This window comes from Calothrix sp. CBUCES-K 9914, assembly GCF_059640475.1.
On sequence record NZ_JBXXZH010000140.1, the window covers coordinates 1 to 24,834 of the forward strand.

Genomic DNA, 24,834 nt, shown 5'->3' on the forward strand with positions numbered 1-24,834 from the left:
GGCAGGGCTGTTTCATTCTAAAAATAAAAATCGCTATTGCCCTTTGTGTTCTTCGTGTCTACCCTGCGGGAAATCCTCCGGATTATGTGGTTCTTTAAAGAAATAAACCACAAAGGGCACAAAGGGCACAAAGAAAAGAAGAAGTTACGTGTCATTTTGTAGAAAATTTAAACTGAACCTAATTTCCTTCCAAGAATGAATCAGCCCTGCCCCTTATCAAGGGGGGGTTGGGGGGATCAACTCTTTCACATTTAATTTTATTATTTGGGTTAATTGGTAAATAAATACGAAAACAGGTATTTCCAGGTTTTGATTGAACGTGAATATCACCGTGATGTTTTTTCACAATAATACGGTAAGCTATATCTAAACCTAATCCAGTTCCGGCGCCCATTTCTTTTGTAGTAAAAAATGGTTCAAATATACGCGGTTGTACGGCTTCTGGTATTCCTATTCCTGTATCAGTAATTTCTACTAATATACAAGTATTATCTGATTCAGTACGAATCGTTAATTGTCCTTTGCCTTTCATGGCATCTATTGCGTTATCTATTAAGTTAGTCCAAACTTGGTTTAGTTCACTGCCGTAAGCTTGGATACGCGGTAATGTTAAATCATATTCTCTTTTTACTGTTATACCTTTTTTGAGTTTGTGCCCAAATATAATTAAAGTGTTTTCTATTCCTTGATGTACGTCGAGTTCTTGCAACGGTGCCTGATCCATGTAAGAATAGCCTTTAACTGCTTTGACTATTTCCGAGATGCGCGCCGTGCTTTGTTCAATTTGGTTTAATAAACAAGTTTGAGCAAGTTTTGCTTCTAACCAATGTAGTGCTATTTCCAGTTTATCTTGTGGTATTTGGTCTGCAAGATTATCTAGTTTATCTGTATTTATACCTGTATTCACAAATGTTGGCGCCATTTTCCAGCTATTCTTAATATCATGGTCTTCCAACCAGTCGGTTACAGCGTCTTCCAAGTCGCTTTGGTCTAAAGGGTCAAGTTTTATAGTAGAATTTGCTTGAAGTTCAAAGTCACAAATAAACTTTAATTGGTCTTGCGATAACGAATATAGTTGACACGTTAAAGATTGTAAAGTTTTTGAAATTTCACGTAAGTTGGATGACGCGCGTGTTGCTGCTGCTGCGGGATTGTTTAATTCATGCGCTAAACCTGCTGAAAGTTTACCAAGTGCTGCAAGTTTTTCAGAGTGACGCATTTGCACTTCCACATCTTTACTGCGTCCTACCATCGCAGTCAAAATTACATCTGCAATTGGTGAACACTCAGCTATAATACGTTTAAAAGTTTCACTATCTATTTCTAAAACCGTAGCAGCAGTCAATGCACGTGCGCTTGCTGTAGAACCTTGCCCAGTTAACATTGATACTTCACCCATAAACTCACCTCGACGGTGAACCGCAAGCAATTTTCTCTCTCCACCAAGCTGCTTGGTTATTTCAATTTCACCATCTAAAACAATACAAAATTTATAATCTGCTTGCCCCTCTGTAAATACAATATCACCAGCATTAAAATGTATTTGGGCGCCGACTGTCAGCATTTTCTGTAATGCGTCTTCGGGTAACTTTGGAAACAAGGTATCTTGGTTAGGGTCGTGCAGCATAATGATGGAGAACCGGATTTATTAAGAGATTATGACATTAATAACCATTTTAATATTTATTATGACTTAGCCAGTTGGCACATAAAAACGTAGGGTGCGTGACGCTACGAACAAATCTCAACGTAGTTATAGGACTTCTAGCGTCACGCACCAACTCCTGATTGTAATAATACTGTAAGTCCTGATTTATAATAAGCTTTTAGCTAGTTCCTTTGTCCTAATACATAAGAGTGTTATACCGGAGGTTGGAACCATGATTAAAAGTGATTTAGAATACCAAGTGTCTCAAGAATGGGTTCAAAAGTTTCAATATTCTATTGATTTAATGGATAAAGATGAAGAACGCAAAAACAAAGATTTCCTCAAATGGGAGTCAAGCAGAAGTGCCCTACTGTGCCATATAGAAAAATTACAAGCGGAGATAGCTGAGTACGAAAGTCTTGTTGCTCATGACAGTCATACACCTATAGTTTTGACGCTTGAGGATATTTACTATTTTCCACAACTGTTAATTAGAGCTTCGTATTGCTTCAAAATTGAGTCACAAAGAACTTGCTGCGCTATCTAGTTTAACAGAAGAAAAATTGAAGCATTATGAAGATAAAGATTATGATGGCGCCACTTTTTCTGAGATGATGGGAGTTTTCTTTGCGCTTGATATGAAGGTAAAAGCAAGTGAGTTTCTAGTTCCTTTAGATACTTTAAGAAGAACGCCTATGAATATAGACGACTTCTTACCTAAAAGTAAAAAGAAAACTGAATCTGATAAGCAAATTGTTAGTTAATCCCCCCTAACCCCCCTTAATAAGGGGGAAAGAGTGTGTTTTTAGCTACTTTAAAAATTTAGAAAATAAGTGGATTTTAAGCCCCCCTTATTAAGGGGGGTTGGGGGATTTTACAAAACTTTACTCAAATATTGGTGAACAAATTGAACACATATTGAACCTTCCCCAACTCCTGATGCTACACGTTTAACTGAGTTATGACGCACGTCTCCAACTGCAAACACTCCTGGGATATTTGTTTCTAACAGGTATGGGTCGCGTTCTAAGTTCCAACCAAAAGGGCGCCTTTCATTACGTTTTAAGTCTGGCCCTGTTAATATAAAACCGCGTTCGTCACGTTCTACTACTCCATCTAACCATTGAGTTGCTGGTTGGGCGCCTATAAATATGAACAGTGAGTTTGCGGGTACTATTTGTGTTTCTTGACTTAAAACGTTTTGCAGTGTAATGGCTTCTAAAGAAGTTTCACCTTTTGCTTCGATGACACTGGTGTGTACTTTGACTTCGATGTTTGGTGTTGACGCTATTTGCTCGATTAAATACTGCGACATGCTTTTTGTCAAAGATTCTCCCCGCACTAACATTGTGATTTTTGCGGCGTATTTAGAAAAGTACATCGCTGCTTGTCCAGCAGAGTTGGCACCACCTATTATATATACTTCTTCTCCTCGACATGATAATGCTTCGGTTTGCGCGGCACCATAATAAACACCTGCACCTGTTAACCGTTCTACACCTGGTATATCCAAACGGCGCCATGATACACCCAGTGCTAATATCAATGCATGACAGCTAATCTCACTTCCGTCTGCTAACTGTATAAATCTATATGGGTCTGATACGCGAAGACCCTGAGCTTCTTGAGGTGTGAGAATTTCCACGCCAAAACGTTTTGCTTGGTCTACCGCCCGACGCGCTAAATCTCCACCGCTTAGTCCTGTAGGGAAGCCTAAGTAGTTTTCTATACGTGAACTAGTACCCGCTTGCCCTCCAGGCGCCTCACGTTCAAGCATGACTGTACGTAAACCTTCGGATGCACCGTAAACAGCAGCAGCTAAACCAGCAGGTCCACCACCAACGATAACTAAATCATAGAAGGGTTTTCCAGCTTGAGTTCGTAAGCCAATTTTTTCGGCTATTTGGGCATTCGTTGGTTGCAGAGTATTTGTGCCATCAGGGAAAAATACTAAAGGTAATTGCAAATGGTCGCATTGAGCATATTCAACTAGTTTCTGTGCTTCAGAGGATAACTCAATATCCATCCATTCATAAGGTACTTGGTTACGCGCGAGAAAGTCTTTTACAGAATGCGAATGCGGTGACCAACGGTTGCCAACTACCCTTATACCATCAAATGGTGGATTGAATTTAGCTAACCAATCATAGAGTAAATCATTTAAGACTGGATATAACCGTTCTTCTGGAGGGTTCCACGGTTTCATCAAATAATAATCGACCTTTGTCGTGTTAATTGCGCGGATAGCTGCATCTGTATCAGCATACGCTGTAAGTAACGCGCGCTTTGCATCAGGATACATCGACAGCGCACTTTCCAAAAATTCGACACCCGACATTTGTGGCATTCGTTGGTCGGCAAGGAACAATGCTACTGTTTCATTACGAAGCTTAAGCTTTTCAAGTGCGTCTAGCGCTGCTGCTCCTGACTCCGCACGCATTACCCGATAGCGGTCACCATACTCTTGTCTTAGGTCGCGCGCAATTGCTTGTAAAACTTCTGGGTCGTCGTCAACCGTCATTATTACGGGTTTAGCCATGAGTTCCCTTTATAAAAGCAAATATATAATTATTATCGTATACAGTGTTATCCTCGCTCAAATCTTGAATCTTGTAAAAACGTAACATTCAACCCATAGCTTGATTTATACTAACAAGGGCGAACAAATGTCCACCCAAGTAATTTAACTTATTCAATTGAACAGTTAATACAGCACTTACTGATTATTTTTTCTGGTAGTCAGCATCAAACCAACAGCGAGGTAAACTTTCACCAGATGGGAAAACCAAATTTGATTTTTTTAATGGTTCTGGGTCTTGCTCTTCTTCTCCTGCTTGAGTTTGCACTGTAACGCTATCTTGGTTTGGGCTTAATAACGCCTGCAAGTCATTTATTTCTACTAAATTTCCGGTTTCTTTATCTTGTAGAAGCATAAGCCTTGATTTCTATCAATTGTTGGTATTTAGCTGAATTCATTTTGAGACTACCCTATAAATTCTACGCTTTTCACCAACCTTAAGAGAGATATTAAAGATTTTAGCCTTTATAACCGGGTTTTTGCTCTAAGCGAGTTTTTCTATTCTATATAGAGTAAATTAAATTTAATTAAGATATACCTTTTGGAATACAATATATTTACTTTTATCTGACTTAGGTTGGGTGACGTAGCGATAAAGATTGTTTAAATTAATAATTGTCGAAGGCAAATAGCATTGTCTTTTAATTAAATATTTGCAGAATAACTGCAAAGTTAACATCATAAGGAGCAAGACCATGAGTTTAGAAGAAAAAGCAAAAGCTGCTGCTAAAAATATCGAAGGTAAAGCGCAAGAAGCATTAGGTAAGCTAACTGGCGACCCAGCAGATAAAGCAGAAGGTCAAGCTAAACAAGTAGAAGCTGAAGCTCGCAACGCTAAAGAAGATGTCAAAGATGGCGTTAAGGACATCGTTGATAAAGCATAATTTATAATCCTGAATTCGTTGTATCGGTTCAGATTTAGGAATAATTGATCCCTTTAAAGTCTCCGCTTAAAAATGGGGACTTTAAAATTATGTTAGTCCCTTGAAAATTTACTACTGTTCTGTGCCATTAATTTTGGTGTGTGGGGTGCGTCAAAGCTATTACTATGTATCCGGACATGATATAACCTTATTTTTTCACTGCTTCTGGCACATATTCACTACCATCTGGCATAATGGCGCCGTGTAAAAAGGCATCATTCAAGTTAGCTCCAGTTAAAACCGCTTCAAGCATAAAAGCATAACTAGCATTGACTTCAACTAAAACAGCATTCGTCAAAATTGCAGCGTTCAACTGAACCTCACTCAAATTAGCTTTGAGAAGCATTGCATGATGTAAGTTCGCTTGCATTAAATTCGCTTTGACTAAATTCGCTTCACGTAAATTAGCAAAACTCAAATTCGTACTCGATAAATCTGCTTCGACTAAATTAGCTCTACTTAAATCTATACCACGTAAGTCTACACCTGATAAGGATACATTTGCCAAATTAGCTGCTGCAAAGTCCCTTTCTCCCTGTGCGTATCTCTGTAATAGCTCCTCTCTTGTCATTAAGCTCTCCTCAAAAGTATTAATCATAGACCTGGAATTTCGGTGTACGGACGCAAAATTTCAGTGTATGGATACATAATCTTTGTGTAGAGTTGAAGGATTTCCGTGTATAGACGCGCTTGTTGAATAGTTGGATATTGGTGTATAAACGTGATATGCTACTTCCCTACAATCAAATCAAACAGATGAAATTGGCAGTCTGAGAGTGGCAGTTGTGCCTTGACCTTTTCCTGCACTATAGATATTAATAGTACCACCATGCATTTCGACTAAGGGGCGTACTAAAGACAAACCTAATCCTAACCCCCCATTCACACGAGTGAAAGAACCATCTGCTTGACGAAAACGGTCAAATATGTATGGTAGAAAACTACTGTGAATACCTTGCCCTGTATCACTAACCTCTAACTGGACATACTGCTGAACTTCAAAAAGACGAATTGTAACGCTTCCCCCGTTGGGTGTAAATTTAATCGCGTTGGAAACTAAATTCCAGACAATTTGTCTCAAACGCTCCGCATCACCACGAATCGGATTAATATTATGGTCAAGGTATGTCTCGATATGAATTGATTTTGCTTTTGCTGCAAGTTGTAACGACGATATCGCCTCCTCAGTTACGATTGTAAAGTCTACAGTCGCTGCATCTAAATACAACTTACCTGTAATAATACGGGAAACATCAAGCAAATCATAGACTATCTTTAACAAATTTTTAGCATTGCGCTCAATTGTCTCAATTCCCTTGGAAACTGCGCTATCCGTTACATTTCGACGCGATAGCGTTTGTGCCCATCCTAATATAGCGTGCAGCGGTGTGCGGATTTCGTGGGACATTGTTGCCAAAAATTCATCTTTAAGACGATTCGATTCCTGCGCTTGATGGTATAATTGCGAGCTATCCACCGACATTGCCACGCGACAAGCTAAGTCAACTGCTAAACCTAAATCTGATTCTGTGTAACGACGTTCTGACTCAGAATAAGCTAAAAATAACGTTCCAAAAATCTGACCGCGCGAGATTAATGGTATCATCATGCAAGATTTAGGATTTAACTGCTCATAAATACTAAGTAGCTCTTCATCTTGCTCCATTAAAGCTGCCGCGCTACGGTCAAACTCAGTAATCAAAATCGGCTCTCGACTTTGAAAAACTCTAGTTGTTAAACTAGTTGGATTTTGAATGTGACTTTGATAACGATTTGCAAGCTCATCAACTAGTCCCTGTTTTTCGCTCATACAGTGCATTGCCGCAACTGACTGAAAAGAACCGTCACTTCCCAGTTTCTGCACCAAACAATAATCTGCAAGAAATGGTACAACCGAACGCACTACTGTCGATAAAGTTGTTTGAGTATCCAACGAAGTTGCTAATACTCGTCCTGCCTCTGATAAAAAAGCGTACTTTTGCTCTGCAACTTCTACTTCAACGCGCGCTTCCTGTTCACGTTCCAATAATCTTTGACGCTCTGCTTCTCGGAGTTTACGCTGCGTAATATCTCGAAAGTAAATCGAAATGCCGTTTACAGAATGGTAGATGTTATGTTCTAGCCAGAGGTTAAAATCGGGATAAAAAGCTTCAAATTGTGCCGAGGCGCCTTTTTGAGCAACCTCATGAGATTTTTGGTAAATTAGTGTATCAACTAACTGCGGATACACCTGCCAGATATTTCTACCCAGTAACTCACCTTCATACTTTTGTAAAATCTGTGTAGCCTTCTCATTAACAAAAGTGTAACGCCACTCATGGTCTAGAGCGACAACTCCATCGGTAATACTTTCAAGTATTTTTGCTAACTGAGCATTGGTATGACGCAACGCAGCTTCAGCAATCAGATGCTGTATCATCTGATTTAAGGCGGCACCATCAGTTTCAGCTAGTTTGACAGTTTGGTAAAGCAGCTGATATTCGAGTGGGTTAGATATATTGAGTTGTGCTTCTTGAAGTTGCCTCGACACAGAAAGTTGTTTTGATTCTTGAATTAGCAAAACTAATCCATTTTCTGATGGATAAACGTAAAATTCGAGCCATGTGTCAAGCAAAGAACTGAACTGCTGCCAATGGTGTGGCACTTGTTTAGTTATAGCGCTTCGACAGTGTTCATCAAAAATACTTGTACTAGCTTCTGTCCACGCATCATAAATATTTTTACTCAACAACTCTTCTTGACTCTTATCGAAAAACTTGGCGCCTTGGTTATTGATGAATATAAAGCGCCACTGTGTATCAAGGATAATTACACCATCGGTAATACTGTCTAGAAAAGTAGTCATTTCCTTTCCTGATTTGGCTATATGAATACTTAATTTAAAACATATCTCAAGGTATAAAAATAAAAGTGTTAGCTGTGGATGTGACATCCGACAAATTTAACAAACTTACTTTTATAGCATTGACATGCTTAAACTAAAAAAGTTTTTTATTTGGTTACACTTATCTAAGTTACTCAGATTTCAATTAAAATCTTCCCTCCCAGTAGTGAACTATATGCGTTTGTAGCTCAGTCACGAGGGTTATATCACCGTACTGCTCCAAAACCCTACTTTATTCAAAATATTAGTTTTAATAATAGTGTCTATAAGCAAAAATAAATAATGTATCCCTATAAGAGTAGCCCAAGAAATAAATTATCCCGTAGGATAGGCGTCTCGCCTGTCCTACAATATTGATGGGCAGGCAGGACGCCTACCCTACAACATTTACTTTGGGATATTTTTTTAATTGGAACACTCTAAAGATTATGATTTTTATGCATCAAGATAGAAGGTGCCTGAAAAAATAGCGGTTAGTATATAAGTAACGATAAAGTGGGGTCATCTTATATAAAGACCTTGAACATATTACAGTAGAGCGCTAAGTCCAATATATATGTATAAGGATTAGCGCTTTACTGGCATAATAAGTTTACTTTCTTCAGATTTTAATTGTTTATACGCCAATATGTAAGGTGGGCAGTGCCCACCTTACGTAGTCTTGATTTTAATTGATTTCTTGCTTAATTGAATCAACTGTTTCCGCCAATTCCTTACGATTTGATTCATTTTTGAGATAGCGGTTCACAAACCAAGCAGTGTAACCGATACCAACCAACTGGAAGAACTCTTTGAACAGTGGGAAACTATTGATGGCGCCCAGTACAGCTGCTGCGATACGTAGAGCAAAAACTGCTGCGACGACGGAGCCAAAGCTAATAAATAAAAACTTGTATTCGCTGTAAAACCAAGCTGTATGCTCAGGTAGCTTTCTCAAAAACTCAAAAAGGTCGGAGCTTATACGTTCTAAGTCGTTTTGAGTTTCGGTTGCAGGAGGTAATAAAGGACGAGTTGCAAGCTGGGAGTTACCGAGGGTCAATGTATCTTCAGAAATTTTTGTGATTTCGTCGTATTTATCGATATAGTCTTGCTCTTTATATTCTGGTACTGGTAATTGAGCGGTCATAGCAGACTCCTAGTATAATAAACAATTTTATACAAAAAACCGGGTTTCTTAGCCGATAGTTTCTTTGCGTTGAAGCATTATTAATATTATTTCCGCATTTTTGGAAAAAATTTAACTCAATCACTCGGAGTAAGATGGTTATTTCTTCCGATGGATTGTAATGACGTTAAAAGCTAGATATAGCGTGTATCTACCCTTAGAAGTATTTTACACTACAGTTAGCAGTTTAAGATAGGGTTATAGACACACTTATAATTGTATGTACATACGCAATTACATCCAAAGCTTGTTTACGGAAGCTCCCAGAGCTATTTTATTATTCGACTCAATTGAAAAAGCGAACGAAATCGCGTTTATGCTAAAAGCTGAGTGGGATGGTTGCAATGGTGTTATCGTCAACTCGTGCGATGAAGTTGCCGTTAATACCGCTGCAAGTCTGATGCAAGCGTCATGGTGTTATCAAGGTGATACTAAAGCTGTTATCGCGACTTTAAAGCCAAAAGAACTTAAAGAGCGTTATGCAAGAGGAGAACGAATGTTTATTAACGCGAACTTAAGATGTGTAAATCTACAGAGCGAAATTTTAAGCGAAATTAATCTCAGTTCGGCTAAACTAAATATGGCTGATTTTAGTAATTCTAATTTGAGTCACGCAAATTTAACTGGAGCGGATGCAAGCGAAATTAATCTCAAACAAGCTAATTTAACTCAAGCGCAGTTATTTAGAACAAATTTGAGAAAAGCCAATTTGCAAGATGCTGACTTCCGAGGCGCCTGCCTTAATAACGTTTGTCTTGATGAAGCTGACTTAACAGGCGCCGATTTTAGAGGTGCTTTACTTCAGTATACAAATCTGATAAACTGTAATTTTACCGATGCTATTTTTGAATAAATTTAACCAGCTATTCGTTAGAAATTACAAGTTAGAAATTAAAAAAACATTAAGAAGTAATTAAAACAATAAGAAAGATTAAATTGTAAGAGAAGCACTTAATGGTAAAATGTTTGGTTTACGATACTGTCTAATGAGAAAATCATGTAATCATAACAAATAAGGTCGTTAGTGTTCACATTGTAATTTATGCATAATTTGGAATTTACGAACGTTTCTTTGATACTAACAGGCGAGAACATAATTATATCATTTTGTTATTTCGCAATATCTTCAGGCATTATATATGGTATATGGCGTAACCGATATGCAGGGATTGACCCGCTTGTACTAGCAGTAGCTGGCATATTTTTTAGCTGTGCATTAGGTCACGGGATGCATAGTGCTGCTCAGTTAGGACTACCAAACCCAGTTGCTTGGCAAGTGGCAACAGATTTATTAACGGTAATAATTGCCATTTACTTTCTCAGCTTTTATCGAAGTTTTGATTTGCTGGCCTGCTTCAGCCAAATTTATTCCTCCAAAGTTGAACTTGAGAACAAAAATCAAATTCTCGAAGAGGCAATGCATGAGTTACAGCGGACTCAAAGTCAACTCATACAGCAAGAGAAAATGTCCAGCTTAGGACAGTTAGTAGCAGGTGTTGCTCACGAAATCAATAATCCTGTAAATTTTATTCACGCAAATCTCGATTATATGCAGGAATATGTTCAAGACCTACTGGAATTGATAAAACTTTACCAAAAACATTTTCCTACGCCAGTTGCAGAAATTCGCGCGTTAGCACAGAAAACAGACTTAGAGTTTGTAAAAGATGATTTATTGAAAATTCTAAGTTCGATGAAAATAGGTAGTGAGCGTATCCGGCAAATAGTGCTATCGTTACGGAACTTTTCGCGGATGGATGAAGCAGAATTGAAATTAGTAGACATTCATGAGGGTATTGATAGTACATTGTTAATTTTGCAGCACCGTTTTAAAACAGGTAAAAAACACTTAGAAATCGAAATTGTGAAAAATTATGGCGATATACCTCAAGTAGAGTGTTACGCCGGACAGCTAAATCAGGTATTCATGAATATTTTAGCAAATGCTGTTGATGCTTTAGAAGAAGCAAATTACGAGCAAAAAAGTCCAGAAATAGCCAAATACAATCGAATTACAATTAGCACTTATATAGTAGATTCCCAATTGGTGGAAATAAAAATTGCCAATAATGGTCCAGATATTCCAATACAATTCCACCAACGTATCTTTGACCCATTTTTTACAACTAAACCCGTTGGTAAGGGAACAGGAATGGGAATGTCTATTAGCTATCAAATTATTACCAAAACACACGGTGGTAAGTTGATGTTTACATCCATAAGAGGCACCGACACAGAATTTATAATTCAAATTCCGATACGTCAAAAGTCTCTTGCTGTTAGCGCAGCTTAAACTGTATGCCGGAATGAAATTAGCTAGCTAGATAATTTTTTAATTTGTACTTATATCGTTGTAAAATTTTGAAAGCTTGTTGTTCAATTTGTCTGATACGTTCTCGACTCAAACCCATAAGTTGAGAAACTTGTACCAAAGTTTTTTCCTCACCATTGGTTAAACCAAAACGTAAAGTTAATACTTCTCGCTGTTGAGGATTAAGTACTTCTAATAAATTTTTAATTTCTTGACAAAGTAATTCGCGTTCAGCATACTCTTCAGGAGGTGGAGCGTCTGAAACAAGCATCTCGCATAGTTCAGTATCTTGTGCGGCGCCTATTTTTAAATCTAAAGAAATTGGTTGACGAACTAAAAGTAAATATTCTCGAATTTGACTTGGTTCTAAAGAAAGGGCTTTTGCGATATCCGAAACAGAGGGAGTATGACCTAATGTTTGAGACAGTTCTCGCTGAATTTGTTTAATTTTGTTAAGTTTTTCGGTAACATGAATGGGTAAACGTATATCCCGCGATTTTTGTGAGATAGCGCGCGTAATACCTTGACGGATCCACCAATAAGCGTAAGTGGAAAACTTATAACCTTTATCTGGGTCAAATTTTTCGACACCCCGTTCCAAACCTAATGTACCTTCTTGAATAATATCAAGAAACTCCATATTGCGGCGCTGATATTTTTTAGCAACTGACACAACCAACCGCAAGTTAGCTTCAATCATTTTTTGCTTTGCCTCTTGCCCACTTTTGATTTGTGCGTGAAGCGTTTCCTCGTCAATATTAAGACTTAACGCCCATTCTGTATCTGTTGGCAGGCGCCCTAGTTGAATAGCGAGCTGGTCTTTTACAGCAAGCAGCATCATTAGCTGTTGAACTTGCCGTCCCATCGTCAGTTCTTGGTTGTGCGTCAACAGCGGTTTGCGTCCAATTTCGTGAAGGTACATACGCACTAAATCATTTTGAGGTCTTGGCTGACTAGTGTTAACTATTGAAGATGGGGCACTGTTCATAAAATTTCGCTTGGTAATAACGATAATGTTGTCCATATTAAAAAGACTATGTTACACTGTTGTGTCAAAAAATTGAAGAAACGATGTATTCTTACATAAAAACCCAGTCTCTAAAAAGATTACAATGTTTTTTGACAAAGCAAACGGTTTAAAGTTTATTTTAGTTCTATGGTTATGTAGCCGAATAATAGTTGTAATTGCCATGCAGCTAATTGCTCCCTTGGTATCGAAGGGTCGGCATATAGCGACTGTGGGATGGGATGGTTTCGCGCGTTGGGACGGAGCATGGTATCAACAGATAGCAACTTCAGGTTATGAGTTTATTAACGATGGTCGTTTACATTCGGTTCCCTTCTTCCCCTTATACCCCGGTATTACTTCAGCAGTAATGAAATTAGGGTTGCCGTTTGAGGTTGCAGGGACACTAGTTAATAATTTGGCATTTTTGGGAGCATTAATCGTAATATACAATTGGGTTAGCGAACGACATGGTATCAAAGCCGCGCGTTGGACGGTTGCAGGTTTCGTGTGGTGTCCCCTATCACTTTATGGCACCGTTACGTATACAGAAGGGTTATTTTTGCTGTTAAGCAGTTTATCTTTACGAGCTTTCGACAAAAATAAGTATGTTTGGGCTGCTATTTGGGGCGCCTTAACAACAGCGACTCGGCTTACAGGTATTACACTAATTCCAACATATTTATTTTTAGCTTGGAAAAATAAAGATATCAAGGCTCGTATTGTAGCAGGTGTAACAAGTGTTGGATTTTTGCTTTACAGTGGGTATTGTGCTATTCAGTTTGGCGACCCATTAGCTTTTTTAACAGCACAAGCAGCTTTTGGACATCGTTCTGCTGCGGGTGTAGACTTACGTAATTGGGGAATACATTTTATTCATGGAATTTTTGGTTCGCTCAACTGGAATAACTACACACCTAAAAATATATTTCATCCAGTTCAATTTGCTGTAATTTGCGTTGGAGCTTATTTACTTTGGCGCCGACACCAGCAGCTAAATAAATTTGTATCAGCATGTATAGCATTTATATTACTAGCATGGATGTGGCTATTATGGGGAGACGGGTTTGTCAAAACTTACATGGTATTCGGTGGCAGCTATCTGCTATGGCATTTTCGTAACGAACTTCGTCCTGTTGTACTTAGCTACGGTATTTTTTCATTACTACTAGTGTTGTTTTCAGGCAGCATTGTCTCCGCAGAACGCTATGCTTATAGTATTGTATCAATTGCCATTGCCTTTGGAATGTTACTATCTCGTTACAGTCGTTGGGGATTACCAATATTAATATACTTTGCAATTGTCCTTGCTAGCTTTGCCATTAGATTTTTTAGAAACATCTGGGTAGCTTAGACTTCTTAAGATTCCCGACTTCTTTAATAAGTCGGGAATCTAACCACAATCATTGTTATTATATGCTCAAACAAAAAGGCGCGCGGCTCCGATTAATTATTTCCGCTACTGTTTTCGTGATAGTGTGTATTTTAATTCCACGTTGGATACACTTGCCAACTCGTAGTATCATTTCTTGGGATGCAAGCGTAACTTGTTTTTTAGCATTGGCATGGTCAAAGATGAGTAGCACAAATCCTCAAGCTATTTGTCGCAACGCCCAAATTCAAGACAATAGTCGTTTGACAATAATGACTGTAATTATTGCAGCAGCCTGTGCGAGTCTTCTGGCTATTGGCTTTATGCTCAACAGCAATAAAGATAAAAATATTCCTTTTCAATTAATCGCTTTACATGTAGGGCTTGCCGCTTTTACAATCGTTGTATCTTGGTTGCTAATGCATACAATGTTTGCTTTACATTACGCACACCTTTATTACCGTAATGATACCCAAGACCCAGAACAAAAAACAGATTACGGTTTAGATTTTCCAAAAGAGAAACAACCTGATTACTGGGACTTTATGTATTTTTCCTTTGTAATTGGCATGACCTGTCAAGTTTCAGATGTTCAAGTCACATCACATGCTATGAGGCGATTATCATTAATACATGGTGTGTTAACTTTTTTCTTCAACACAGTTATTTTAGCGCTGAGTATTAATATTATTGCTGGTACAATTTGATTTTTTTAATAAATCCTAATTTTCTGGGGGCTTCAACATTTTCCAAATTTCTGTATCAACCTGTCCTAAATATTGCGACTCTAACTTACCTATCTTCCTAATTATTCTTTTCCGGTCAATAGCTCGCATTTGAAATACCATTGCAACCGAAGGAATGGTTAAACCATTAAATTCGGAGGGTTCAATTCTAACTGTAAATGAAAACCGTAGGGCTTTTAATGATGATGTAAGCGGAACTATCATCAACATTGGAGAAGTTTCAGTATCTGTTTGTACTGCGACAGATGGACGATTTCCTTTTTCTTCGCGTCCATCAGACTCTGGCAAACCAATTATATAAATGTCTCCTCTTGCCATTAATTACTAACTCCAATGCAAGGGAGTCTCATCATCTTGTGATGCTAGAGTAGCTTCCATAGCTAGCCAATCCTCATCGCTTGCTGCCTCCCAAGCTTTAATTTCCTCTGCTAGCTCTGGGGGCATTTGCAATAGTAAAGGAGTTAGCAAGGCTGTAACCTCACTGCTTATAGAATTACCATGTGCTTGTGCCTGTTCGGCAAGTAATTGATACAATTCTACAGGCAATGTAACTTGAGTATCAATCGTTTTAGTCACATCCATAAAGTTGTAATTACGTTGGATGTTTTCATTATAGACAGTTGTAGGTCGGGTTATATCCTAGCTTACCTTAAATCAGGCGCTTGTGGTGCGTGACGCTACAGGATTATTAGCTTCGTTGTAGATTGTTAATAGCGTCACGTACCCTACGATGTTGTTTCTACAATCATCATTTGCCAAATTATATCAAAATTAAATTTAGCCGCGCGTTGAATGTTAAAATTTGCGGATGTAAGTAAATTGTGGAATTCGGCTTGAGTGTAGCAGCGTTCGTGAGCAGGGTCAAGCATTTTTAGGTATAGGTCAATTAAACGGCAAAAAAAGTAGTCTTTACACCAGTCCAAAATAAATACTTTTCCATGCGGTTTCAATACGCGCGTCATTTCTGCTAACGCTGCAACGGGGTCATCAAAAAAATGAAATGCACTGGCAGATACGATTATATCAAAGCTGTGATTTGCAAAAGGTAAATTTGAGGCACCTGCGATTTGAAAGGAAACGTTAGGATCTACATTAGAATGTGCCTGAAATTTCTGTTTAGCAGCAAATAACATTTGTTCTGAAATATCGACACCTGTAATTTGCTGGTTATGATTATCACGTAGTATAAGACTTTCAAACTCACCCGTTCCGCAACCAACATCTAATACTGATGCTTGAGGTGGAATATCTGCCCAGTTTTTCAGAAAAGTTAATGTTTTGCTAATGTAGCTGTTCCAACGTTGGTCATAAGTTTCCGCTATTTTGTCATACTCCTGAAGAACTTTTTTCTGACTCATACTCATAGAAGTCCTCAAATTATTGGTCTGCAAAAACTACAAATTCGCTTCCCTGTTCGTAAAATGGACGCATTATCTCAGCAGCATCAGTTAGGCTAAGTTTTTTGGTAGTTTCTTCACCTATTAATCTCGATGCTGTCTCAATACTACTCGGTTAAGACATTTTACTAAAATACAATCCCTCCTAACCCCCCTTAATAAGGCTACGGTGTACACACATCTTTATAAACCCTCCTCAATATCCCTCCTTTGTGACCTTTGTGTCTTTGTGGTTTAAATTTTTATGAACCACAGAGGCACAAAGAACACAAAGAAAGAGAAGAAAGGTCATTTTTAGAGACTTGTGTATACACCATAGCCTTAATAAGGGGGGAATAAGAGCAGTTTTAAGCCCCCCTTATCAAGGGGGGTTGGGGGGATCAATTTCTTATCCGAGCAGTATTGGATGCTGTCTCAATTATTTCCAATTTTTTTGAGTGCTTCTAAAACTTCTAATTTGGTTATAAAACTATTCTTGTTTTTGACTAGTTTCGAGGCGTATACATCATTATTAACACGCCTACAAATATGATACTAGCACCTAACCAATCGAACTTATCCGGCGCCACTCCATCAACTTTCCAACCCCATATAATAGACAGAAAAATAAAAACACCACCGTAAGCAGCATACGCGCGTCCGAAGTTAGCAGGTTGTTTTGTTGCAACAAACCCGTATACAGTCAGCAACACTGAACCAAGCAAAGCTAAAATAGGACTTTTTCCTTCTCGTAACCACAGCCAAACTAGATACCCTCCCCCAATTTCGCATAATCCAGCAATAATAAAATAAAACAGCGAATTAATTTCCATATTTCAGTGCTGAGTGCTGAGTGCTGAGTGCTGAGTGCTGAGTATATTGGTTAGCGTTTTTTTATAAACCATGCGGCGATTCCTACAATACCCAATCCTATAACAACTGGTAACGCTAATGATACAACATTAGCACCTTCTGGTTCTGTTGCTGCACTGGCGCCACTGACTTTCTGTGTGTTTGGAGATGCTTGAGGGGAAGGAACAGAAGAGGTTTTTCCTGTTGCGACTGTAACATCATAGTTCATTTCAAACGCGCGGAAATCACCTTCTGTTTTTGGTGTGCAGCTTAACTCCAACTCGTAAAGTCCTGTATTCGGAAAAACAATATCGGCGCCGGGAATACCCTGATATTTTTCTGCGTTGATAGCTTTAACGGTTGGTCTCAGAATAGGTGCATCTTTGGGTTTACGAGGTTTTGAGTAAACAGCCATTTGACAATTAGCTTGACTAAGAGGTAATGTTTTTCCTCCTCTTCGTGTCAGTGCCACCCAAGCTCTCGCATTTTCACCAGCTTTAGGACTATGGTTTGGTTCAATGTGCCAAAGACCAGCTACATCTCCTTTGACTTCGATTTTGTGAGCCGCAGCAGGAGAGATTATCGAACTAAGAATAATTATTAAACTCAGCTTTCTAGTAAAATTTGATAGGTGCCACATGAGATTTTATTTTTAAAATCCCATTAGTTATACGTTGAAGTCAAAAGACGCGCTGTCGTAGTAGTCTGTGTTATTAATTTTGGGGAGTTCTTCTTAATTCCTTCTTTGCGCGCTTTGCGTTCTTTGCGGTTCGTTTTTCCAACGCCCCAAAACTATTGACACGAACCAGTAGTTTTAGATTGCACAGGCAGGATGCCTGTGCTATAACCCCAATGAAGTATTACTTATCTTTGAATGTCCACACACCTTCATCCCAGTCTCTATCTGAAGGTGGACTTTGCAACCAGTGGTTACAACGTCGCACGTGGAGAATTGATGCATGGTCATGGGGATTTAATTCTAAGACCTTACTAAACTCAGATTTTGCGAAGTTAAACTGACGATTTAAGTAGTGATGGCGCCCTTTATGATAATATTCGATTATATCCAGACGTTTTCCGTCAATTGGGTCTGTACGTAAACCGACAAGTTCATATATTGCTACTGGCTCATTTCTACCTTTCACGCGAATATAATCAAGTTCACGTGCCCAAATATTATCTTGACAAGGTTTATACGTATTATCACTGATAATAATATCACAACTGTAGTGTTTACTAACACTTTCTAAACGTGAACCTAAATTCACACCATCACCAATTGCCGTAAATTCCATACGCTTACTCGAGCCAATATTGCCGCTAATAACGGTGTCAGAGTTGATACCGATACCAATGTCAATGCGGGGTTTATTGATGGCGTGACGACGCTGGTTGAAGTCGCGTAGACGGTGACGCATTTCTAAAGAGGTTTGCACTGCCATCCACGCATGTTGTTCGAGGGGTAAAGGCGAACCAAACACCGCCATAATAGCATCACCGATATATTTATCGAGAGTTCCTTTATGCTTAAATACCGCTTCGACCATTGACTCAAAGTATTCGTTGAGCATACTCACGACTTCCTCAGCTTCGAGGTTCTCTGTTAGCGTCGTATAACCACGTATATCTGAGAATAGTATGGAAACATCTTTTCTATCTCCTCCTAACTTCGCATCATCGAGTTTGAGTAACTCTTCCGCCAACTCTTGCGTCATATAGCGATACATCGTACTCTTGAGACGCTTTTCGTCGCTGATGTCTTCCATCACTACTAAGGCGCCTCGAACTGAAGAATGGTCGCTAGCATCAGCGATAGAATTAATCGATAAATTAATACTGTGTTCTTCAGTACCACCCATTAACAACGTCTGGTCTGGGTAATACTGTTGACTACGCTTTTTATCGGCTGCGTGTAAAGCATCATGACACCACTTTCTAAAGTCACCTTGTTTGATGCTAATAACATCAGTTATCATTCTGCCTTCTAAACGGTCAAGAGTTTCAATTCCGAGTATTTTCTTCGCACTTTCATTTGCCGCAATAATATTTCCCGCTTTATCAGTAGAAATTACACCGTTGGACAAACTGCGTAAGATATCGCGTTGCATCTGCTCTTGCTGCTTAACGGTATCAAACAACTTGGCGTTTTGTAGCGCTACCCCAGCTTGGATGTTAAATGCCTCCATAAATTCTTCGTCGTTACGGTCGAAGCTAGCTTGGAAACATTCAGGAGCTTTAGGCCAGTCTGCTGGGTCATAGTTGGGAAAATCTCCCGATTTCTTTTTATTAACTAATTGAGTAACCCCTATTAACTCCTGGTCAGCGTTAAATACTGGCATACACAACAAGCTACAGGTACGGTAGCCATTTTGTTGGTCAAGCTGCTTGGCAGTACTAGAGTCAGGATGGTCATATAAATCAAACATAATGTTTAAAGTCTTGCCCGACGCGGCAACTTGCCCAACAAACCCCTTACCAAAAGGAACGCGCAACTCTTTCATCGAACCGTCCGCTTGCGAGATTTTTGTCCATAGCTCACCCTTCTCACGGTCTAGTAACCACAGTGTACTGCGGTCAGCGTTCATTAGCTCTTTTGCCTCTTGCATTACCCGCTTCAAGGTTTCTTCTAAGTCTAAACTGCTTTGAGAGAGTGACTTAATCGCTTTCATCAATGCTGCTGCCGCGCGTTGTTTTTGCGTCGCGACATAAAACGAGCGCGAAGATTCTAAAATTAACCGGATAGACAGGGCAAACTCTTGAAATAGTTGTTCATCAGCCCTACTAAAACCTATAAGATCAATCCGCTCTGATAGAGGCGCCCTAGCTTGGTGTTGTGGCTTTAATTTATTAAGCAATTGTACTACTGCGACCAATTGTCCTTGTTCGTTGAGTAGTGGCAATGCCAACATTGTGTAGGTACGGTAGCCCGTGCGCTTCTCCTGTTGCTGCGCGAAAAAAGAGCGTGGGTCATCGTAAAAATCAAAAGGGATATTTATAACTCTTTTATATGTGGCAACTTCTCCAGCAATGCCCTTATTGGCAGGAACGCGAATTTCCAACGAACTGGCGCCATCACCTTCAGCAACAATAGACCAGAGTTCCTGTTTTTCTTCGTCCAACAAAAATATAGTCGTTCGGTCTGCTCCCAATAGCTCACCTGTTTTGAGCGTGATGGAATGCAGCATCTCTTTTAAGATTGTCTCAAACCCGTGCGAATCGAGCATTGATAGAGTTTGATTAACAACCACCAACTTTTGCTCAACTTCCGTAACAACCTGTTTAAAGGTATCTTGAGTTAGCGGAGCTAAAAAGGTAGAAATAGTTCCCTGTCGTTTGGCAAGGGCACCCACAGCAGCAGCTTCAGGCTGCAAGTCGCGGTCTTGACGGCCAACACCAATTATTAAATCGGCGGTACTACCGCAACTACGTTGTTCAACAGACATAATTAGCTTTTGATATAGGATTCGATAACTAAGGAATGTTTAACGGGATTAACAATGATTTCATGTATACTGGTGTTGCTTGTAGCAACTCTAGCCTAGCCATTATCCACAGTGTAATCTTTCAAAATCCAAGCGTCATTACTTACGTAGGGTGCGTCACGCCACTAAAATTTTGAAACGAAGCGCAGTTACTTGTGGCGTGACGCACCTTACTTTAAGAAGAAACGAAGCTGCACGATGGTGCGTCACGCCACTAGTTCATTAGTTTTATTCAGAATTGTTATAGCGTGACGCACCCTACTTTATGTTAATTGGAGCGATTAGTAGTAATCTAATTAGTAAACGCTAATATTTACTGGAAACAGCTTTAAATTCGGACTTTTGCTCGCTCTGAAAAGTTAACGCCCTCCAAGGTTGATTCCTGGAGAAGTATGGACATTTTGGCTGATTTTTGTTTTGAATTCTAGTTACAGGTGCAAAAATGGAATACTTTGACACTGAAGCTCAAGTAGAACAAGCAGACTCATTTAGTACTAACCTTCCTTCTCCTCCCAACTCTCAAATAGTTGTTGCAGAACGAGGTCTGCTTGTTGTCGAGCCTAAAAAAGTATCGCAGCTACAAATAATTCCCAAATTGAAGTCACGTCAGTCACTGCTATTGAGTTTATTATGTATCGGCGCCGTAACCGCTTTATTTGCTGGCGCACTCCGGTGGCGGTATGCTCTAACTCACGAAGCAACAAATAAGGCTTATGTCGCAACTGATACATATGCCGTTAATTCTCGAATCCCCGGTCAAGTAGTAAGCGTCATCGCGGCAGAAAATCAAGTTGTAAAAAAAGGTTCAGTTTTAGTTAAGCTTGACCCTTCAGAATATCAAACTAAAGTAAAAGTTGCCCAAACAACTGTACAACTAGCTCAACAGCAAGTCAAAACAAAAAAGGCTAACGTTACTCCAGGCGCCGTCAAAGCTAAAATAACAAATCACCCTAAAGTACTTTTACCAGGTCAAAATGACCCAACGGTTGTTGCAGCACGAACAGAAGTCAAAAATGCTCAGTCTGAATTAAAACGTATCGAACCAGCTTTTGTTAAAACTGAGCTTGATTATGAGCGTTTTGTCAAGCTTCAACAATCAGGTTTCATACCCTTGAAGACACTTGAAGAAAATAGAGCCAAATACGACAGTATACTCAAACAGCATAACTCTAGTATCGAAAACTTTAAACTCGCCCAAGCCAAACTCACAACCGCACGGCAAAATTATCTTGATGGGCAAATCAAGTTAGCACAACAAAAAATAGAAAAAGCTCGTAAAGACTCCACTGAAGCACAAACTAAGTTAAAGCAGAAGCTAGAGCAAGATAGTAAAAATATACTGGAAGCGCAAACGAAGTTACAGCAGAAGTTAGAGCTAACTCGTAAAAACTTTACTGAAGCACAAACCAAGTTAAAGCAGGAAATAGAACAAAAAAAAGCCGAACAACAATATGCTAAGGAAGTAAAAGCAAATGAACGGAAAGCAGAAAAATTAAAAGTAGACTATGAAAAAGGTATACAGCAGCTAGAGAATAAACTTAAAATCCACCAAGAACAGCAGAACAAAAGTATTACGAAGTTAACAGAACAAAAAACAGTAGTTGTACAGCAAGCTGCTTCAGAGTTACAGCTTTTAGATTACTCGAAAAGTCAACTTTACCTCAAAACTGCACAAACTGCCTTAAAACAAGCTCAAGTGCAACTCAAAGACGCGCAATATAAACTCTACTACACAAAAATAACTGCTCCCAACACTGGACAAATCAATATTAAGCGCGCGCAAACAGGACAAAAGGTAGAACAGGGACAAACTTTAATGTCGCTAGTACCGCAAAAACCTTGGATAGCTGCTGATTTTGACGATGAACAGTTAAAAAGAATCAAACCTGGACAACCAGTGCAAATCCAACTTAAAGCTTTAACAGACAAAACCTTTACAGGCAAAGTACAATCTGTATTATCGTCTTCTAAAACTAAATATCACTTGCGTCCACCAGTAAAAATATTATTCGATTCTCAAACTTTAGGTAAATACAAGTCACTTCTTACACCTGGTACTCCTGCCTCTGTAAAAGTTGAAATTTAGTGCGTTTGTTTGTAGTAAGCACTTTAGTGCTTAAATTTAAGGACTAAAGTCCTTACTACTACTAAAAATTTAAATTATTCAGAGATTCTTCAATTTCTATATCAATAATCTGCTCCCGCGCGTTTCGATATTCTACTAACTTACCTTCCCTATGATACAAATCTACAGCCTTTTTCAAATCATCTACTGCGCTTTGTTTATCACCTAACTCATAGTGTAAATTGCCACGATGAAAATAAGCTTCTGCATCAATGGGATTTATTTTGATGGCTTGACTGTAATCTTCAACGGCGCCTTTTCTATCTCCTGAATCATATCTCGCGTTAGCACGGTTAAAATAAACGTCCGCATCATAGATACTAAGACTAATATTAATTTTTATTGCCTCGGTATAATCAGCAACTGCTCCTTGATAATCTCCAGTATCATAACGTAAATTCCCACGATTTATATATTCGGAAGATGTATCAAAAGTTTCTTCATCTGTTGTAGTAGGAATTATTTCTTGCTGTAAGTTATTGCCGTTATTCGCATCTGGATTTAACTTGATGGCTTGCGTGTAGTCTTCAATGGCGCCTTGGTTATCTCCAAGATGTGAGCGCGCGTATGCACGGTTCAAGTAAGCAAAGGCATCGTGTGGATTAATACGAATAGCCTGCGTAAAATCAACAATGGCGCCTTCGCAATCTCCAATTTGATAACGTGCCAATCCGCTTTTTTGATAAGCTTTGAGATAATTAGGATTGATATTAACCGCTTGCTGACAATCAATTATGGCGCCTTCATAATCACCAAATTGATACTTTGCGGTAGCTATTCTATAATAAATTTCTGGATTGTTACCATCTAACTTTAAAGCACCGTTATAAGCGATGATAGCCGCTTCGTAGTTCGCGCGCTGAACGCTATCATCACCATTTTGTATATACAATAGTACTAGTTTGTCAGGATTTTGCTGTGAATCAGATTCTTCATGTTCATACTTACCCTGGTCGTCACTCGATATATATTGATAAACAGGTAGCTTATCGCGATTTGAATGGTAACTAGCTGAACTGAAACCTGAACCAAAATTTGAATCTGGACGTGTTGATAGTAACTGCTCTAGATAAGATACTAAACCACCACCATACATCAACTGTTCGATACCGAACGAAATTTTTCCGGTTTTCAGCTTAATCATCGCAGTAGGTAAAAACCCTGCTAGAACCAAATTATATTCCGACTGTGCTTCGTTAATTTTCTCCTGAATCAAAACACAGACAATAACAGCATTTTTCGCTACTTCTTCCGATGTCACCGACCATCGAACTGTATCAAAGGTACCGCAGCGCGATTTTACCTCTACACCAATCAACGGATTTGCCGTTAATGTAAAATCAACATTACCATCTCCACCAAGATGCTGCTCATAGTCAACCTCGGTAATAAAACCCGAAAGTCGTTCCTTAACAAGCTCTTCACCTAACTTGCCTTTTAAAAAACTTGTAAAAACATCGCGAACTGGGGACACTCGCTTATACTTCTCTGCCATTCTCCAACAAAAGTTTCGCAAAGCATTTAATCGAGTACCAGAAATAACTGTCAACTCGCTATGCTGTCCCTCGTTCTCACAGTGCAGCAGTGAACCAGATGATAACCTGTTAATAAAATCAGATTGAAGCCATCGCAGTACGGTAATCCAATCCATTAGCGAATTTTGCGATTTGGGTCTACTGGTTATTTTATTAACTAAGCAAACAAAATGAAAGCCATTTTAGACTTTTTTTATTGAGCTTGTAGCATAGGCGTCTCGCCTGTGCAGTTCGTATGCCTGTGCTACGACTGTAAATTATTCGTTATGTTCGGGCACCTAATAAAGGATTTATTTGTTCTTTGAGAAGTTTTTCTATCTGTAGGATGAGGAGCTTGATGTAGTTGAGGCAATAGTCTAAATGTTAATTGTGATACACAATCAACTTGTTATTTGTTTGGGTCAGAATAGTTAAAGAGGTTAATAATGGATTTGGCGAAAATTAAAGAGCATTTACCAATTTATGCAGAAGGTTCAGGTGGTTTAGGCGGAGCTTCTGATGTTCACATTGGTAACGTGGATAAAGTCGAAGGTGATAAGTATATTAAAATTACTAAACATAGCTCTGTTGATGGTAAACATCACTGGTTGCCTATTGATTGGGTAAGAGCAGTTGATGAACGCGCTTTATATTTGAGTAAGACTGTTGATGAGGTTTCAACGCAGTTACTTAATGAACAACCTGCTTAAGAAGTGCTGAGTAGAAAGTGCTGAGTGCTGAGTGGAAGTTAGAAGTTATGAGTTAAACACTCAGCACTCATTACTCATTACTCATTACTCAGCACTCATTACTCATTACTCAGCACTCAGCACTCAGCACTCAGCACTCATT

At 39.0% G+C, this 24,834-nt stretch carries 23 protein-coding genes; 9 read left to right on the forward strand and 14 right to left on the reverse strand.

Annotated features, from left to right (window positions below; genetic code table 11):
- Nucleotides 1–178: 178 nt before the first annotated feature.
- Nucleotides 179–1,627, reverse strand: a complete 1,449-nt coding sequence (locus tag AC2JBO_RS26765) for a sensor histidine kinase (RefSeq protein WP_496956668.1) — start codon at nucleotides 1,625–1,627, stop codon at nucleotides 179–181.
- A 253-nt stretch (nucleotides 1,628–1,880) separates the two neighbouring features.
- Here AC2JBO_RS26765 and AC2JBO_RS26770 point away from each other — a divergent pair, with 253 nt between their 5' ends.
- Together AC2JBO_RS26770 and AC2JBO_RS26775 are read left to right on the forward strand one after the other, a co-directional pair.
- Nucleotides 1,881–2,195: a hypothetical protein gene (locus AC2JBO_RS26770; protein WP_496956669.1), complete on the forward strand. Its 315-nt coding sequence runs from the start codon at nucleotides 1,881–1,883 to the stop codon at nucleotides 2,193–2,195.
- Nucleotides 2,164–2,412 carry a hypothetical protein gene (locus AC2JBO_RS26775; RefSeq protein WP_496956670.1) on the forward strand — a complete coding sequence of 83 codons (249 nt, stop codon included), beginning with the start codon at nucleotides 2,164–2,166 and terminating at the stop codon, nucleotides 2,410–2,412. Before AC2JBO_RS26770 ends, AC2JBO_RS26775 begins: the two co-directional genes overlap by 32 nt.
- 110 nt (nucleotides 2,413–2,522) lie before the next feature.
- Here AC2JBO_RS26775 and AC2JBO_RS26780 read toward each other — a convergent pair whose 3' ends face one another.
- Entirely contained in the window at nucleotides 2,523–4,187 is a 1,665-nt protein-coding gene (locus AC2JBO_RS26780) for an FAD-dependent oxidoreductase (RefSeq protein WP_496956671.1), read from the reverse strand.
- 184 nt (nucleotides 4,188–4,371) lie between these two features.
- A complete protein-coding gene (locus AC2JBO_RS26785; protein WP_496956672.1) occupies nucleotides 4,372–4,581 on the reverse strand; it encodes an acetyltransferase in 210 nt (69 codons plus the stop codon).
- Between the two features lie 340 nt (nucleotides 4,582–4,921).
- On the opposite strand from AC2JBO_RS26785, the gene AC2JBO_RS26790 reads away from it, so the two are divergent.
- The gene (locus AC2JBO_RS26790; protein ID WP_496956673.1) at nucleotides 4,922–5,110 is read left to right on the forward strand and encodes a CsbD family protein; all 189 of its coding nucleotides are present in this window, start codon (nucleotides 4,922–4,924) and stop codon (nucleotides 5,108–5,110) included.
- A 187-nt stretch (nucleotides 5,111–5,297) separates the two neighbouring features.
- Here the strand turns inward: AC2JBO_RS26790 and AC2JBO_RS26795 are convergent, their stop codons facing one another.
- From AC2JBO_RS26795 to AC2JBO_RS26805, 3 genes are all read right to left on the reverse strand, one after another.
- Nucleotides 5,298–5,747: a pentapeptide repeat-containing protein gene (locus AC2JBO_RS26795; RefSeq protein WP_496956674.1), complete on the reverse strand. Its 450-nt coding sequence runs from the start codon at nucleotides 5,745–5,747 to the stop codon at nucleotides 5,298–5,300.
- Nucleotides 5,748–5,897: 150 nt separating this feature from the next.
- A complete protein-coding gene (locus AC2JBO_RS26800) occupies nucleotides 5,898–7,994 on the reverse strand; it encodes a PAS domain-containing sensor histidine kinase (RefSeq protein WP_496956675.1) in 2,097 nt (698 codons plus the stop codon).
- Nucleotides 7,995–8,700: 706 nt separating this feature from the next.
- Complete coding sequence (locus AC2JBO_RS26805) at nucleotides 8,701–9,159, reverse strand: CAAD domain-containing protein (RefSeq protein WP_496956676.1); 459 nt, start codon at nucleotides 9,157–9,159, stop codon at nucleotides 8,701–8,703.
- 259 nt (nucleotides 9,160–9,418) lie between these two features.
- Between AC2JBO_RS26805 and AC2JBO_RS26810 the strand changes: the two genes are divergently transcribed.
- Both AC2JBO_RS26810 and AC2JBO_RS26815 read left to right on the forward strand, forming a co-directional pair.
- Nucleotides 9,419–10,051 (forward strand): pentapeptide repeat-containing protein, encoded by a 633-nt coding sequence (locus AC2JBO_RS26810; RefSeq protein WP_496956677.1) that lies wholly within the window; start codon nucleotides 9,419–9,421, stop codon nucleotides 10,049–10,051.
- 189 nt (nucleotides 10,052–10,240) lie between these two features.
- On the forward strand, nucleotides 10,241–11,491 hold the full coding sequence (locus tag AC2JBO_RS26815; RefSeq protein ID WP_496956678.1) for a sensor histidine kinase: 1,251 nt from the start codon (nucleotides 10,241–10,243) through the stop codon (nucleotides 11,489–11,491).
- Between the two features lie 19 nt (nucleotides 11,492–11,510).
- On the opposite strand, the gene AC2JBO_RS26820 is transcribed toward AC2JBO_RS26815, so the two are convergent.
- Entirely contained in the window at nucleotides 11,511–12,497 is a 987-nt protein-coding gene (locus AC2JBO_RS26820; protein ID WP_496956679.1) for an RNA polymerase sigma factor, RpoD/SigA family, read from the reverse strand.
- Between the two features lie 124 nt (nucleotides 12,498–12,621).
- Between AC2JBO_RS26820 and AC2JBO_RS26825 the strand changes: the two genes are divergently transcribed.
- Together AC2JBO_RS26825 and AC2JBO_RS26830 are read left to right on the forward strand one after the other, a co-directional pair.
- Nucleotides 12,622–13,869, forward strand: a complete 1,248-nt coding sequence (locus tag AC2JBO_RS26825; RefSeq protein WP_496956680.1) for a hypothetical protein — start codon at nucleotides 12,622–12,624, stop codon at nucleotides 13,867–13,869.
- 62 nt (nucleotides 13,870–13,931) lie between these two features.
- Nucleotides 13,932–14,594 carry a DUF1345 domain-containing protein gene (locus tag AC2JBO_RS26830; protein ID WP_496956681.1) on the forward strand — a complete coding sequence of 221 codons (663 nt, stop codon included), beginning with the start codon at nucleotides 13,932–13,934 and terminating at the stop codon, nucleotides 14,592–14,594.
- Between the two features lie 15 nt (nucleotides 14,595–14,609).
- On the opposite strand, the gene AC2JBO_RS26835 is transcribed toward AC2JBO_RS26830, so the two are convergent.
- The 6 genes from AC2JBO_RS26835 to AC2JBO_RS26860 all read right to left on the reverse strand — a co-directional run bounded on the left by AC2JBO_RS26835 (nucleotide 14,610) and on the right by AC2JBO_RS26860 (nucleotide 20,304).
- Nucleotides 14,610–14,951, reverse strand: coding sequence for a type II toxin-antitoxin system PemK/MazF family toxin (locus AC2JBO_RS26835; RefSeq protein ID WP_496956682.1), 342 nt, complete (start codon nucleotides 14,949–14,951; stop codon nucleotides 14,610–14,612).
- 6 nt (nucleotides 14,952–14,957) lie between these two features.
- Nucleotides 14,958–15,215 carry a hypothetical protein gene (locus tag AC2JBO_RS26840; protein ID WP_496956683.1) on the reverse strand — a complete coding sequence of 86 codons (258 nt, stop codon included), beginning with the start codon at nucleotides 15,213–15,215 and terminating at the stop codon, nucleotides 14,958–14,960.
- 143 nt (nucleotides 15,216–15,358) lie between these two features.
- Nucleotides 15,359–15,991, reverse strand: a complete 633-nt coding sequence (locus tag AC2JBO_RS26845) for a class I SAM-dependent methyltransferase (protein ID WP_496956684.1) — start codon at nucleotides 15,989–15,991, stop codon at nucleotides 15,359–15,361.
- A 524-nt stretch (nucleotides 15,992–16,515) separates the two neighbouring features.
- The gene (locus AC2JBO_RS26850) at nucleotides 16,516–16,842 is read right to left on the reverse strand and encodes a YnfA family protein (RefSeq protein WP_496956685.1); all 327 of its coding nucleotides are present in this window, start codon (nucleotides 16,840–16,842) and stop codon (nucleotides 16,516–16,518) included.
- Between the two features lie 50 nt (nucleotides 16,843–16,892).
- Nucleotides 16,893–17,501: a hypothetical protein gene (locus tag AC2JBO_RS26855; RefSeq protein ID WP_496956686.1), complete on the reverse strand. Its 609-nt coding sequence runs from the start codon at nucleotides 17,499–17,501 to the stop codon at nucleotides 16,893–16,895.
- Nucleotides 17,502–17,721: 220 nt separating this feature from the next.
- Nucleotides 17,722–20,304 (reverse strand): GAF domain-containing protein, encoded by a 2,583-nt coding sequence (locus AC2JBO_RS26860; protein ID WP_496956687.1) that lies wholly within the window; start codon nucleotides 20,302–20,304, stop codon nucleotides 17,722–17,724.
- 481 nt (nucleotides 20,305–20,785) lie between these two features.
- Between AC2JBO_RS26860 and AC2JBO_RS26865 the strand changes: the two genes are divergently transcribed.
- A complete protein-coding gene (locus tag AC2JBO_RS26865) occupies nucleotides 20,786–22,429 on the forward strand; it encodes an HlyD family secretion protein (RefSeq protein ID WP_496956688.1) in 1,644 nt (547 codons plus the stop codon).
- 61 nt (nucleotides 22,430–22,490) lie between these two features.
- On the opposite strand, the gene AC2JBO_RS26870 is transcribed toward AC2JBO_RS26865, so the two are convergent.
- Nucleotides 22,491–24,119 carry a tetratricopeptide repeat protein gene (locus AC2JBO_RS26870; RefSeq protein WP_496956689.1) on the reverse strand — a complete coding sequence of 543 codons (1,629 nt, stop codon included), beginning with the start codon at nucleotides 24,117–24,119 and terminating at the stop codon, nucleotides 22,491–22,493.
- A gap of 309 nt (nucleotides 24,120–24,428) precedes the next feature.
- Here AC2JBO_RS26870 and AC2JBO_RS26875 point away from each other — a divergent pair, with 309 nt between their 5' ends.
- Complete coding sequence (locus AC2JBO_RS26875; protein WP_496956690.1) at nucleotides 24,429–24,692, forward strand: DUF2171 domain-containing protein; 264 nt, start codon at nucleotides 24,429–24,431, stop codon at nucleotides 24,690–24,692.
- The last annotated feature ends 142 nt before the right edge of the window (nucleotides 24,693–24,834 follow it).